Source organism: Pseudonocardia sp. MH-G8 (assembly GCF_002262885.1).
In the GTDB taxonomy this organism is placed as follows: Bacteria; Actinomycetota; Actinomycetes; order Mycobacteriales; family Pseudonocardiaceae; genus Pseudonocardia.
The window spans coordinates 1-13,103 of record NZ_NKYF01000041.1; the positions used below are offsets into that span (position 1 = coordinate 1).

General features: G+C 72.8%; 11 protein-coding genes. 4 read left to right on the forward strand and 7 right to left on the reverse strand.

The window, feature by feature from the left end; translation table 11 throughout:
• Positions 1–710: 710 nt before the first annotated feature.
• Positions 711–1,982, forward strand: a complete 1,272-nt coding sequence (locus tag CFP66_RS43800) for an HNH endonuclease signature motif containing protein (protein WP_094931302.1) — start codon at positions 711–713, stop codon at positions 1,980–1,982.
• A 103-nt stretch (positions 1,983–2,085) separates the two neighbouring features.
• Here CFP66_RS43800 and CFP66_RS43805 read toward each other — a convergent pair whose 3' ends face one another.
• Positions 2,086–3,060 (reverse strand): sugar-binding transcriptional regulator, encoded by a 975-nt coding sequence (locus CFP66_RS43805; RefSeq protein WP_158228446.1) that lies wholly within the window; start codon positions 3,058–3,060, stop codon positions 2,086–2,088.
• Between the two features lie 131 nt (positions 3,061–3,191).
• On the opposite strand from CFP66_RS43805, the gene CFP66_RS43810 reads away from it, so the two are divergent.
• Both CFP66_RS43810 and CFP66_RS43815 read left to right on the forward strand, forming a co-directional pair.
• Positions 3,192–4,508, forward strand: a complete 1,317-nt coding sequence (locus tag CFP66_RS43810) for an MFS transporter (protein WP_158228447.1) — start codon at positions 3,192–3,194, stop codon at positions 4,506–4,508.
• A 20-nt stretch (positions 4,509–4,528) separates the two neighbouring features.
• On the forward strand, positions 4,529–5,971 hold the full coding sequence (locus CFP66_RS43815) for a sulfatase (RefSeq protein ID WP_094931305.1): 1,443 nt from the start codon (positions 4,529–4,531) through the stop codon (positions 5,969–5,971).
• A gap of 22 nt (positions 5,972–5,993) precedes the next feature.
• On the opposite strand, the gene CFP66_RS43820 is transcribed toward CFP66_RS43815, so the two are convergent.
• The 6 genes from CFP66_RS43820 to pdhA form a co-directional block, all read right to left on the reverse strand.
• Positions 5,994–6,695: a response regulator transcription factor gene (locus tag CFP66_RS43820; protein ID WP_094931306.1), complete on the reverse strand. Its 702-nt coding sequence runs from the start codon at positions 6,693–6,695 to the stop codon at positions 5,994–5,996.
• Positions 6,692–7,882 (reverse strand): sensor histidine kinase, encoded by a 1,191-nt coding sequence (locus tag CFP66_RS43825; protein ID WP_198962095.1) that lies wholly within the window; start codon positions 7,880–7,882, stop codon positions 6,692–6,694. Before CFP66_RS43825 ends, CFP66_RS43820 begins: the two co-directional genes overlap by 4 nt.
• Entirely contained in the window at positions 7,879–9,081 is a 1,203-nt protein-coding gene (locus CFP66_RS43830; RefSeq protein ID WP_158228448.1) for a heparan-alpha-glucosaminide N-acetyltransferase domain-containing protein, read from the reverse strand. The genes CFP66_RS43825 and CFP66_RS43830 overlap by 4 nt, the downstream gene beginning before the upstream one ends.
• Before the next feature lie 81 nt (positions 9,082–9,162).
• Positions 9,163–10,389: a dihydrolipoamide acetyltransferase family protein gene (locus CFP66_RS43835; protein WP_094931308.1), complete on the reverse strand. Its 1,227-nt coding sequence runs from the start codon at positions 10,387–10,389 to the stop codon at positions 9,163–9,165.
• Positions 10,386–11,363, reverse strand: a complete 978-nt coding sequence (locus tag CFP66_RS43840; RefSeq protein WP_094931309.1) for an alpha-ketoacid dehydrogenase subunit beta — start codon at positions 11,361–11,363, stop codon at positions 10,386–10,388. Before CFP66_RS43840 ends, CFP66_RS43835 begins: the two co-directional genes overlap by 4 nt.
• Before the next feature lie 14 nt (positions 11,364–11,377).
• The gene (pdhA, locus tag CFP66_RS43845) at positions 11,378–12,433 is read right to left on the reverse strand and encodes a pyruvate dehydrogenase (acetyl-transferring) E1 component subunit alpha (protein WP_094931310.1); all 1,056 of its coding nucleotides are present in this window, start codon (positions 12,431–12,433) and stop codon (positions 11,378–11,380) included.
• A gap of 161 nt (positions 12,434–12,594) precedes the next feature.
• On the opposite strand from pdhA, the gene CFP66_RS43850 reads away from it, so the two are divergent.
• The gene (locus tag CFP66_RS43850) at positions 12,595–13,032 is read left to right on the forward strand and encodes an Lrp/AsnC family transcriptional regulator (RefSeq protein WP_094931311.1); all 438 of its coding nucleotides are present in this window, start codon (positions 12,595–12,597) and stop codon (positions 13,030–13,032) included.
• Positions 13,033–13,103: the final 71 nt, after the last annotated feature.

The following is a 13,103-nucleotide window of genomic DNA, read 5'->3' on the forward strand; positions in this document are numbered from 1 at the left end:
ACCTCTCCACCGCCGCCAAACACGGCAGGCACTTCTTCGACACCCTCGTCATGCTCGCCGAGGGACGGCCCTGGCTGCCCGCACCCCAATGACCTGACTAGTTACCGCGACGAGTCCGTCGCTGCCGGGTGGGTGCCCACCTTGCGGTGGTCCCGTTCCACGCCCTTATCGATGATCAGCGGTCAGATCGACGGCGCGCCCACTCCAGTGCCCGGCGGGATTAAGGACCGGCAACGAAGTTGCGCGGATCAGGTCCCTGTCCCGCTGGTCAAGGCCGTCTAGAAGGGGTTCGAGAACGGCACCACAGCCAGGTGGGCACCCACCCGGCCGCCACGGACTCGTCCAGAACAGGCCTGGGCCCGCGTCGGGGACGACTACCCGGTCGACCACGGTATTCGTTGCTTGTCCCCAACCCGGCCACCTTCGGCGCGGAGGTCGACCTCGGCGCCGAACCGACTGCGCGTGAGACCTGGAAATGGGGGTGGGGCAGGAGGTGTCGAGCCGGGGACGGCGCGCCCACTGCAACCCGGGCTACGAGGCAGAGGAGGATCGCCTCTGATAGACCGGCAGACGACGTTTGCGGCAAGGGCGGCCAACACTCGTTGTTCTGCTATCGAGATCATCTCGGCGCGCAACGTTCACTATTGCACACGGTGGGATCACCCGAACAGACCCATGCCATCGAACACCTGTTCGACTAAACTCGGGGTATGTCCGCAGTCGCCGCCGCATACGAACGCCTCCACGAGGCGATCGAGGAGTTGCGGACGGCTGCGGAATCCGCCCTGGCCTCCGACAATGAGCTGCTGTCGGTGTTGTCGGTGACCGAAGGTGTGTCGCGGCAGTTGGATTACGTGACCGTCTCCACCACTGCCGCGCTGCAACGGCGCGGCACGTTCGCCGAACGCGGCTATCGCAAACCCGAAGGCGCGTTGACCGATCTGCTGGGATGCGACTCCTACGAGGCGCGCCGCCGGGTGGTGGCCGCGGAGCAGGCGTGTGAGCAGGTCGGGTTCGACGGCACCGTGCTGCCCGCCCGGCTTCCGGCGACGGGGAAGGCGTTCGCGGCCGGTCAGGCCGGGCTGCGTCATGTCGAGGTCATCGCCGCCCTTCTCAACACTGCGGAGGCTGGGCGGATCACCGACTGGAAGCGGGCGGGGTTGGAAGAGCAGCTGGCCGGTATGGCCGGCGAGTACTCGCCAGGGCAGCTACGCAAGATCGGCACCCAGCTCCTCGAGGCGCTGGACGGCGACGGCCCCGAGCCTGATGACAACCCGCCCGAGCCGGTCAACCGGCTGCAGGTCCGCAAGCGTCGCAACGGGTCGGGCGGCACGATCAGCGGGCAGTTCGACGATGCGGCGATGTTCGATGCGATCGCCACTGTGATCGATGCCAAGGCGAAGCCCCTCGGCCGCGATGATCAACGATCGACGGGGCAGCGTCAGGCCGAGGCCCTCGCCGATGCGTGCGGGTTCGTCCTCGCCCACGCCGACCACGCCACCCTCCCCGACGCCGGTGGGCGACGGCCGCACCTGAACGTGCTGATCCGGCTCGAGGACCTCGAAGCCCGTGCCCGGTCAGCCGTGCTCGACTTCGGCGGCCGCATGACCGCAGAGTCGTTGCGGATGCTGGCCTGCGACGCCGCCGTCGTACCCATCGTCATGAACGGCGCCGGACAACCCCTCGACGTGGGACGCTCCACCCGCGTGATCCCCGACGGGTTGCGCAGGGCGGTCACCGCCCGCGACCGTGGATGCGCCCACCCGGGCTGCGACCGGACACCTTCTTGGTGCGAAATCCACCACATCTGGGAGTGGGAGCACGGCGGCCCCACCGAACTGGGCAACCTGGTGAGCTTGTGCAAGGTGCACCACCGCTTGATCCACGATTCCGGGTGGGTGGTGCGGATCCGTGACGGGTTACCGGAGTTCATCCCACCGAAATGGATCGACCCGGAACAAAAACCCCGCCGAAACCTGTAACACGTTGTTGTCGCCGCCCTCCAAGACGACCAATTCGCTGCTGCGACGTGCACACCGGGGAGGACCTGATACTCGAGGGCGCCCGCGTCGAGGGGCTGAGGAGTCAGGTTCCCGCCTCCGCGTCCAGCGCGACGATCGCCGCGGCCTGCGGCGCGTCCACGACCAGCTCGCTGATCAGCCCCGCGCGGGCGGCGGCCAGCGTGGAGCGGGCCCGGTACTCGCCGAAGCTGGTGGCGATCCGGCGCGGGATGGCGCGAAGCGCATCCGCGGTGATCCCGACGATGCGCTCGTCGAGGGCCGGGCTGACGGGGCGGCCTGCCTCGTCGAAGACCCGGCCGCTGATCTCGCCGATCGCGCCCGCGGCGCCCACCTGCTCGGCCAGCTCCCGGGGCAGCAGCGGGTACACCGCGGAGCCGTACTCGCTCCAGTGGCCCACCGACACGACCGCGACGTCGAGGCGTTCCACGCGGTCGAGGCAGGCGGCGATCTCGGGCTGTGCGCGCAGGGCGCGCGCGGTGCCGGCCTCGGCCACGAACAGCGGCGCGTAGAAGGGGTGCGCGGTGCCGCCGGCGATCCGGGCCACCTCCCGGGTGACCTCGACCGATCCCATCCGGTCTCCCGGCAGTGTCACCACCCCGGCCAGCTGGACGACGTCGCACGGCGCCATGCGCGCGAGGTGGGCCGGCAGCCGCTCGATGATGCGGCTCCAGGTCAGGCCCACCGACCGCCCCTCGCCGACGGTGGTGGCCAGCACGCCGGCCAGCGCCTCGGCCACGGCGTCGGCGGCTCCGTCGGCGCCGGCGGCAGGCGCGATCCCGACCACGACGGCCCGCTCGATGCCCAGGACCGCGGCGAGCCGGTCTCCGAGGGCGGCGTGCTCGTCGCCGGGGTCACCGACGCGGATCTGCACCATCCCGGTGTCCCGGGCCTCCCGCAGCGCGCGGGCCACCTGCCACCGGCTCAGCCCGGTCTGCTGCGCGATCTCGACCTTCGAGCGGTCATCGAGGTAGTAGGCCTGGGCGACCTGCAGCAGCAGGTGCCTCTCGAAGGCCGCGCTGCGACCGTCCACGGGGCTCACACCTCCACCATAACTCACATCTGAGCGATAGGTATCGCGCCATTGAGAGGTCGAGAGATTTCCTGCTAGCGTCCGCTCACCAGATGAGCGGAGCAGTTCGCTCACTTGAGCGATTCCCAAGGACGGGCCAGATGACCGAGCGGGCAGCACCGACGCCGCACTCCCCGTGGAAGGCGGTCGGCGCCGCATTCTCCGGCAGCTTCATCGAGTGGTACGACTTCTACCTCTTCGGCACCGCGGCGGCCCTCGTCTTCCCGGTGCTGTTCTTCCCCGGTGACGACCCCACCGCGAGCGTGATCGAGTCCTTCGGGGCGTTCGCCGCCGGGTTCCTGACGCGCCCGCTCGGCGCCCTGCTCTTCGGGCACTTCGGCGACCGGATCGGGCGCAAGCCGATGCTGATGCTCACCGTGCTGCTGATCGGCGCGGTCACCTGCGTCATCGGCCTGCTGCCGACTCACGAATCCATCGGCGCCTGGGCCGCCGCCGCGCTGATCGCGCTGCGCCTGCTGCAGGGCATCGGCATCGGCGGGGAGTTCGGCGGCGGGTCGCTGCTGGCCCTGGAGTCCGCGCCGACGGGCAAGCGCGGCTTCATGGGCAGCTTCCACCAGATGGGCACCCCGGCGGGCCTGCTGGTGTCGACGGGGATCGTCAGCCTGGTGAGCCTCCTGCCCGAGGAGCAGTTCCTCGCCTGGGGCTGGCGGCTGCCGTTCCTGCTCAGCGGCGTGTTCGTCGTGATCGCCCTGATCGTGCGCTCCCGGGTGCCCGAGACGCCCGCGTTCGAGGCGAGCCGCGCCAAGGTCGACCGCCTCCCGATGGCCACGCTCTTCCGCACCCAGTGGCGCAACGTCCTGCTCGGCATCGGCGCCCGGATGGCCGACGCGGTGACGTTCAACGTCATCAACGTCTTCGCGATCTCGTTCGCCACCACGCACCTGGGGCTTCCGAAGTCGATGATCCTCAACGGGTTCGTCCTCGCCGCCGCGGTCGAGATCGTGCTGCTGCCGTTCCTCGGCCGGCTCTCCGACCGCATCGGTCGCCGGCCGGTCTACCTCACGGGCGTGCTGCTCTGCGGCGTCGGCGGGCTCCTCTACTTCCCGGTGCTCGCCACCGGCAACACGGTGCTGGTCTGGACGGCCATCGTGGTGCTGGTCGCCGCCGGTACCGGGTGCATGTTCGCGATCCAGGGCGCCTACTTCGCCGAGATGTTCTCCACGCGCACCCGCTACACCGGGCTCGGCGTCGTCTACCAGGGCTCGGCCCTGCTGGGCGGAGCGCCGACACCCGCGATCGCGCTGGCGCTGGCCGCGGCGTTCGGCTACTCGTACTGGCCGCCGGCGATCTTCCTCGCCGCCATGTGCGCCGTCAGCGCCGTCTGCGTGCTGCTGACGACGGAGACCCACCGCTCCGACCTGGTCGAGGACCGCGACGCCGCGGCCGCCACCCGCTGACGACAAGAAGGAGTTCCCGCGTGACCGCCGCGGCACCCCGTCCGAACATCGTGCTCATCATGACCGACCAGCAGCGCTTCGACTCGATCGCGGCGCTCGGCCACGCCCACGTCGACACGCCGAACCTGGACCGGTTGGCCCGCGAGGGCGCCGGTTTCACCCAGGCCTACGTCGCGTCGCCGTCGTGCGCGCCCTCGCGCGCGAGCCTGTTCACCGGCCTCTACCCGCACACGTCGGGCGTGCTGCGCAACGACGACCGATGGGCGCACTCCTGGGTGGAGGACCTGGCCGAGGCCGGCTACCGCTGCACCAGCATCGGCAAGATGCACACCTACCCCTACGAGGCGCCGGTCGGTTTCGCCGAGCGCCACGTGGTGGAGAACAAGGACCGCGCGCACCCGAGCCTGCCGTACTTCCTCGACCAGTGGGACAAGGCGCTGTGGGTCCGCGGCGAGGAGAAGCCCAGCCGCGTCACCTACCGCCGCCGCGCCGACTACGGCGAGCGCCTCGGCGCCTTCGAGTGGGAGCTGCCCGAGGACCTGCACGCCGACAACTTCGTCGGCAACCTCGCCCGGCACTGGCTCGACACCTACCCCGACCACGACGCCCCGTTCTTCCTGCAGGTCGGCTTCCCCGGCCCGCACCCGCCCTACGACCCCCCGCCGCGCCACCTCGACCCCTACCGGGAGCGGGAGATGCCCGCAGCGCACCGCACCCCCGAGGACCTCGACGCCCAGCCGGCGCCCCTCAAGGCGCTGCGCCGCCAGCACGTGGACAACGACCACGACGCGATCGTCCACCTGGAGGACTCCACCGAGGAGCAGCTGCAGCGCCAGCGCCGCCACTACTACGCGAACGTCTCGCTCATCGACGAGCAGGTGGGCGGGCTGCTGCAGGCGCTGGAGGACCGCGGCGTCCTGGAGAACACGGTCGTGGTCTTCACGTCCGACCACGGTGACGCGCTGGGCGACCACGGGCACTCGCAGAAGTGGACGATGTACGAGCCCAGCGTGCACGTCCCGCTGCTGGTCTGGGGCCCCGGCCGCGTGCGCCCCGGCCTCGTCCTCGACGGCCTGACCTCGTTGATGGACATCGGGCCGACCGTCCTGGAGCTGGCCGGGCTCCGCCCGCCGGCGTGGATGGAGGCCGAGTCGCTGGTCCCGGCGCTGCAGGGCCAGCCGTGGGAAGGTCGCAGCCACGTGTTCTCCGAGCACGCCCGCGACCTGATCCTCACCGACACGGAACTCATGACGATGGTGCGCGACTCCCGCTACAAGCTCGTGGAGTTCTCCGACCACGCCCACGGCCAGCTGTTCGACCTGGAGACCGACCCGTCCGAGGAACAGAACCTCTTCGACGATCCCGGCTACCGGTCCGTGCGCGACGAACTGCACGAGACGGTGAACCGCTGGCGGGTGAGCAGCGCGATGCACACGGCAACGTGGGCGAAGGCCTTTCGCTGATCCACCACCGCCTGTACGAGCCTTACGAGACCAGGCCCGCTCGGAACGCGAAGACGACTGCCTGGACCCGGTCCCGGGAGTCGGTCTTGGCGAGGATGTGCCCTACGTGGGTCTTCACCGTGGCCTCGGAGACGAACTGCTCCGCCGCGATCTCGGTGTTGGTCGCCCCCTGCCCCATCAGCGTCAGCACCTCGCGCTCGCGCGGGGTGAGCCGGGCGAGGACGGCGGCGATCTCGCCGGTGGGTCCCTCCGCCCGGGCGGCATCGGGCGGCGCGGCGGCCAGCAGCGGCGCGGCCTGGCGCAGCAGCCGCCGGGTGGAGACCGCGTCGACCATCGCCTCGCCCCGGTACACGGTGTGCACGGCCTCGATGAGCTTCTCCGGGGTGACGTCCTTGAGCAGGAAGCCGCTGGCCCCGGCCGCGATGGCCCGGGTCACCGACGCGTCGAGGTCGAAGGTGGTCAGCACGACCACGCGGACGTCCGGGCGGGTGGCGACGATCCGGCGGGTGGCCGCGATGCCGTCCAGGCGCGGCATCCGGATGTCCATCAGGACGACGTCGACCGCCATGCGCTCCAGGACGTCGAGCGCGTCCTGCCCGTCGGCCGCCTCCGCCACCACGGTGATGTCGGGCCGGGAGTTCAGGACCATGCAGAAGCCGGCGCGCACGAGCTGCTGGTCGTCGACCACCAGCACGCGCACGGCGTCGTCGGGGCCGTCGGTCATGACCGGGGAGCGTAGGGAAGCACGGCGTGCACGGCGAAGCCGCCGCCGGGTCGCGGCCCGGCCTCGAGGTGCCCGCCGTGCAACGCGGCGCGTTCGCGCATGCCCTGCAGCCCGCGCCCCCGGCGGTCGTCGTCCACGGCCGGGCCGACGCCGTCGTCGGTCACCCGCACGGTCAGGTCGTCGCGCCGCCACTCCAGCTCCACGTGCGCCTCGGCGCCCGCGCCCGCGTGCTTGAGCACGTTGGTCAGCGCCTCCTGGACGACGCGGTACGCGGCGAGCCCGGCGGCGGCCGGCAGGTCCCGCGCCTCGCCGGTGACGGTGAGGCGCACCGGTGTGCCGGCCGCCCGGATCTCCTCGACCAGTCCCGGGATCAGCGAGGGATCGGGCTGCGGGCCCGGACCGTCCGCCGCCGCACCGCCCTCGTCGGCCCGGAGCATGCCCAGGAGCCCGCGGACGTCGGCGAGCGCCTCACGTCCGATCGCGGCGATCCCGGTGAGGGCCTCGGCGGCAGCGGCCGGGTTGTCGGCCGCGACGTACCGGCCGCCGTCGGCCTGCACCACGATCACCGACAGCGAGTGCGCGACGATGTCGTGCATCTCCCGCGCGATGCGGGCCCGCTCGGCCAGCGCGGCCAGGTGGCTCTCCTGCTCGCGCTCCACCTCGAGCATCCGAGCCCGCTCCTGCAGCTGCTCGAGGCTGATCCGCCGCGCCCGTCGCAGCGAACCCGCCAGCCAGGCCGTCAGCGTGAAGGAGATGCCGAACCCGATCATGACGGCCACGACCCCCGGCGCCAGCGGCTCGGCGGCCACGCCGATCACGACCGTCTCGAGTCCGACGCCCGCGGCCGTCACCACCACCGCCAGCGGGCCCGACCAGCGGGGCCCGTAGGCGGCCGCGGAGTAGACCGCGACCAGTACCGCGGGGAGGACCACTATGGGGGCGGCCATCACCACCAGCGCGACGGCCCCGACCAGGGCGACGGCGATCGCCGCGGGCATCGGGTAGCGGCGGCGCACCACCAGCGGCAGCGCGGCGGCGACCGCGACCGCGATGTCCGTCCCGTTCCGCACCCAGGAGTAGACGATCGCCACGAGGCCCGCGGCGAGCACTGTGTCGACCACGAGCGGGTGGGTGTGCAGCCAGCCGCTGATCCGCTGCATCGGGTCGACGCGCCCCGTCGCCGTCACGCCGCGGCACCCGCGCGGGTCGAGAGCGCGTGCACCACGCGCTCCAGCGGACCGCGACCGGCGAGCAGCCGCCACGCCGTCGCCAGCACGAGGGTGACCACCACGAACGCGATGGTGGACGGCCACGGGTCGGCCTGCCACCCGGGCGCGGCCACGGTCAGCAGCGCCATCCCCCCGACGTGCGCCGCGTAGACCGTCAGCGCCAGCGCCCCGGCGGCCACGAGCGGGAACACCGCCCGGGGCCACCGCCGCGCGAGCACCAGGCAGGCGACGAGCACGACGACCGCGACACCGCCGGAGCCGACGATCTCGAACGGCGTGCCGGTGTGCGGCGCGTCCAGCAGGAGGTAGGCCGGCGTGAGCGTGCCCGTGGCGCCGAGCCCCGAACCGGTCATCAACTCCCACGCGATGTCCGGCGGGACGCCGAGGCGGGGCGCCATCGCGTCGGCCACCGCCTGCAGGGGTCGTGCACCGCCGAGCACCTCCAGCGCGAACCACGATCCGCCGTAGCCGAGGGCCACGGCGGCCAGGCCCGCGACGAGCAGCCGAGCGCGGACCGCGGCCGCGCGGAGGTCGAGACGCCCCACGGCGAGGCCGGCGAGCACGAACGGCATCCAGGTCAGCACCGGGTAGGCGCCGTCGAGCAGCAGCCGCAGCCCGGCGGCACCGGCCGCCGGCCAGGAGGTGAAGTCCGACGCCGTGACGGCGCCGCCCAACGTGTTCCCGTGCACCACCGTGCTGCGCAGCCAGAACGAGGCCAGCGGGCCGACCACCGCCCAGCCGATCGCCCACGCGAACAGCACGGCCGGGCGGACCCGCAGGAACGGCAGCGCCAGCACGAACATCACGGCGTAGTAGGACAAGATGATCATCGGGCCGGTGCTGATCTCCGCCAGCCCGACGCCGAGGACGAACAGCAGCGCGGCGCGAACGGCGATCCGCCGCCGCACCCCGGCGCTCGTCCCCCGGCTGAGCAGGGCCAGCGACACCCCGGCGAGCACCGCGAACAACACCGCCGAGCGGCCCGCGAACACCTCGAAGACCGCGCCGCCCGGCCCGGGGCTCATGGCGGCGGCCGCCGCGACGTGGACCACGATCATCCCGATTACCGCCAGCCCCCGTGCCATGTCCACGCCGGCCACCCGACCGGGTCGCACCGTCGTGGCGGGCGAGGACGTCGCACCTGTCGTACCGATCATGGGAACGATCGTCCGCCGGCGGTGGCCCCACCGCATCGGAGCACGGGTGGAGATCGTTCTCCACCCGCGGGAGGAGAACGATCAGAGGTCCGCCATCGCCGACGTCGGCGACTCCACCGCATCCGCCACGAAGCGCAGGAAGCCACCCGCGGTGCCGCCGTCGCAGACCCGGTGGTCGAAGACCAGCGACAGCTGGACGATCTGCCGGGCCACGATCTCGCCGTCGACCACCCAGGGCCGGGGGAAGATCCGGCCCATGCCGAGGATCGCGACCTCGGGGTGGTTGATGATCGCGGCGCTGCCGTCCACGCCGAGCACGCCGTAGTTGTTGAGGGTGAACGATCCGCAGGTCAGATCGGCCGCGGTGCTCGAGCCGTCGCGGGCGGCCGCGGTGAGCCGGCGGATCTCGGCGTCCAGGCCCCGCATGCCCAGCCGGTGCGCGTCGCGGACGGCGGGCACGACGAGCCCGCGCGCGGTCTGCGCCGCGATGCCGAGGTTGACCCCGTCGAGGTGGGTGATCTCGTCGCGCTCGGTGTCCACCCGGGCGTTGAGCTCCGGGAAGCGGGCGAGCCCGGCCACGACGAACCGGGCGACCATCGCGAGGACGCCCGGCGCGGACCCCTGCGCGGCGAGCGCGGCCCGCAGCTCCAGCAGGGCCGTCGCGTCGACGTCCACCCAGGTGGTGGCCTCGGGGATCTCGCTGCGGCTGCGGGTGAGGGTCTCGGCGACGGCCTTGCGCATCCCGCGTAGCGGCACCCGGGTGCGGATCGCCAGGCCGGTCCGCCCGTCGACGGCGGCGGGCTCGTCCGTGGCCACCGCCTCGACGTCGCGGCGCGTGATCACGCCGTGCGGGCCCGTGCCGGTGAGGGTGGCGAGGTCGACGCCCCGCCGCCGGGCGAGCTGACGGACGATCGGTGACTTCACGGCGGGCCGCGCGGCCACCGGGGCCGAGGTCGGGGCCGGGGCCGTACGGCGACGGCGGCGCGGCGGCGCCTCGGACGTGCCGTAGCCGATCAGGACGTTGCCCGACCCGGCCCGCTCCTCCTCGACGTAGGTCTCGGAGGCCGCGGAACTCTCCACCGAGAGCAACGGCTCCCCCACCGCGAGGGTCGCACCCTCCTCGCCGTGGCGCTGCGCGACGACGCCCGCGAACGGCGACGGGACCTCGACCACCGCCTTGGCCGTCTCGACCTCGGCGACCGGGGCGTCGACCGCCACGGTGTCGCCCACCGCGACCAGCCACCGGACGAGCTCGGCCTCGGTGAGCCCCTCGCCGAGGTCGGGCAGCATGAAGACCTGCGTGCTCATGCCGCGCCCTCGTCCCACTGCAGCGCGTCGACGGCGTCGAGGATCCGGTCGACACCGGGCAGGTGGTGCTGCTCCAGCTTCGGGGGCGGGTAGGGCACGTCGAACCCGGTGACCCGCCGCACCGGCGCCTCCAGGTGGTGGAAGCACCGTTCGGTCACACGGGCGACGATCTCCGAGGCCACCGAGGCGAACCCCGGCGCTTCCGCGACGACCACCGCGCGCCCGGTGCGCACGACCTCGGCGCAGACGGTGTCGTCGTCGAACGGCACGATCGAGCGCAGGTCCACCACGCCGACGTCGCGCCCCTCGGCCGCGGCCTGCTCGGCGGCGGCCAGCGCGACCGGCACCGACGGCCCGTAGGCGATCAGCGTGGCGTCCCGGCCGGGCCGGCGGACCACCGCGCGCCCGATCGGGGGCACGGCGACGGCGACGTCGACCTCCTCCTTGGCGAAGTAGTGCTTCTTCGGCTCCAGGAACACCACGGGGTCCGGCCACTCGATCGCCGCCCGCAGCAGCCCGTAGGCGTCGGTGTTCGTCGCCGGCGCGACGACCGTCAGCCCCGGGGTGTGCGCGTAGTAGGCCTCGGAGGAGTCGCAGTGGTGCTCCACGCCGCCGATGCCGCCCGCGTAGGGGATCCGGATGACCATCGGCAGGCGCATCCGCCCGCGCGTGCGGTTGCCGAACTTGGCCACGTGGCTGGCGATCTGCTCGAACGCCGGGTAGGCGAAGGCGTCGAACTGCATCTCGACCACCGGGCGCATGCCGTTCATGGCCATCCCGACCGCCATCCCGACGATACCCGACTCGGCCAGCGGGGTGTCGAAGCAGCGGGCCTCGCCGAAGTCGCGGGTCAGGCCGTCGGTGACGCGGAAGACCCCACCGAGCGGGCCGACGTCCTCGCCGAACACGACCACCGAGTCGTCGGCGGTCATCGCGTCGCGCAACGCCGTGCCGATCGCCTGCGCCATCGTCATCTTCGGCACGCTCGTCAGGCCTCCTCGAGCTCGGCCCGCAGCGCCGCGCGCTGCACGACCAGCTGGGGCGTCGGCGTCGCGTAGACGTGGGCGAACAGCTCCTCCGGGTCGGCCGGTGCCTCCGCGCCCATCCCCGCCCGCACGTGCGCCGCCATCTCCTCCGCCGCCGCGGCGACCTCCCGCTCGACGTCCTCGGTGAGCACGCCCGCGGCGCCGAGGTGGGCCCGCAGCCGGACGATCGGGTCGCGCCCGGCCCACTCGCGCACCTCGGCGTCCGCGCGGTAGCGGGTGGCGTCGTCGGCGTTGGTGTGGGCCTCCATGCGGTAGGTGTCGGCCTCGACGAGCGTCGGGCCCTCCCCCGCGCGGGCCCGGGCCACGGCGTCGCCGAGCACCGAGGTCAGCGCCGCGAGGTCGTTGCCGTCCACGCGCACGCCCGGCATCCCGTAGCCGACGGCCTTCGCGGCCAGCGACGGCGCCACCGACTGCCGGGCCAGCGGCACCGAGATCGCGTACTTGTTGTTCTGCACGAAGAACACCACCGGCGCCGCGAACACGGCGGCGAAGTTGCAGGCCTCGTGGAAGTCGCCCTCGCTGGTGGCGCCGTCGCCGCACAGCGCCATCACCACGGTGCCCTCACCCTTGAGCCGCGCCGCGTGCGCCACCCCGACCGCGTGCAGCAGCTGCGTCGCCAGCGGTGTGGCCTGCGGTGCCACACGGTGGGCGGCGGGGTCGTAGCCGCAGTGCCAGTCGCCGCGCAGCATGCTCAGCACCTCCACCGGGTCGACCCCGCGGGCGACGATCGCGGCCGTGTCCCGGTAGGTCGGGAAGAGCCAGTCCCCGTCGCCGAGCACCGAGGCGCACGCCACCTGGCACGCCTCCTGGCCCCGCGACGACGGGTACACCGCGAGCCGGCCCTGCCGCACGAGCGCGCCCGCCTGCTCGTTCAGCCGGCGGGCCAGTGCGAGCTGCCGGTAGCCGTCGAGCAGGGCCGTCGGGTCGGGCGCCTCCTGCCCCTCCCGCAGGCGTCCGGACTCGTCCAGGAACCGCACCGTGGCGACATCCGTGCCCATACCCGCACCTCCATCGGTGAGCCGACCCGAAGAGATGTTGCCGCTGCGGCAGGCCAACTGGCTATGCTCAGAGCCAAAGCCGAGACGGTTGGCTGGAGCAGCGCGCTCGGTCGCGCCGATCGGCCGCCCGCGAACCGCCGCACCGCCCGGGAGCGAGACGAGTGGACACCACCCTCGACGACACCGACCGCCGGATCATCGCCGCGCTCGAGGCCGACGGCCGGCTGTCCGGCCGCGCGCTCGCCGAGCGCGTCACGATCTCCCGGGCGAACGCCTACGCCCGGCTCGAACGGCTCGTCGCCGACGGCGTGATCACCGGGTTCACCGCGACCGTCGACCCGCTGAAGGTGGGCCTGAACACCTCCGCCTACGTCACGCTGTCGGTGCGCCAGAACAGCTGGCGCGACCTGCGCGAGCAGCTGCGGCAGATCCCCGAGGTGCGGCACATGGCGCTGATGGGCGGCGAGTTCGACGTCATGCTGCTGGTCCGGGCCGCCGACAACGACGCGCTGCGGCGCGTGGTCCTGGAACAGCTCCAGGCCATCCCCGGCGTGCTCGCCACCCGCACGTTCCTGATCTTCGAGGATGCGGCGGGCTGACACCGCGTTTGGCCCGATCCGCACCGGGCACCGTGGGATCTACGGGACGACCGATCCAGGAGGCCGACGGT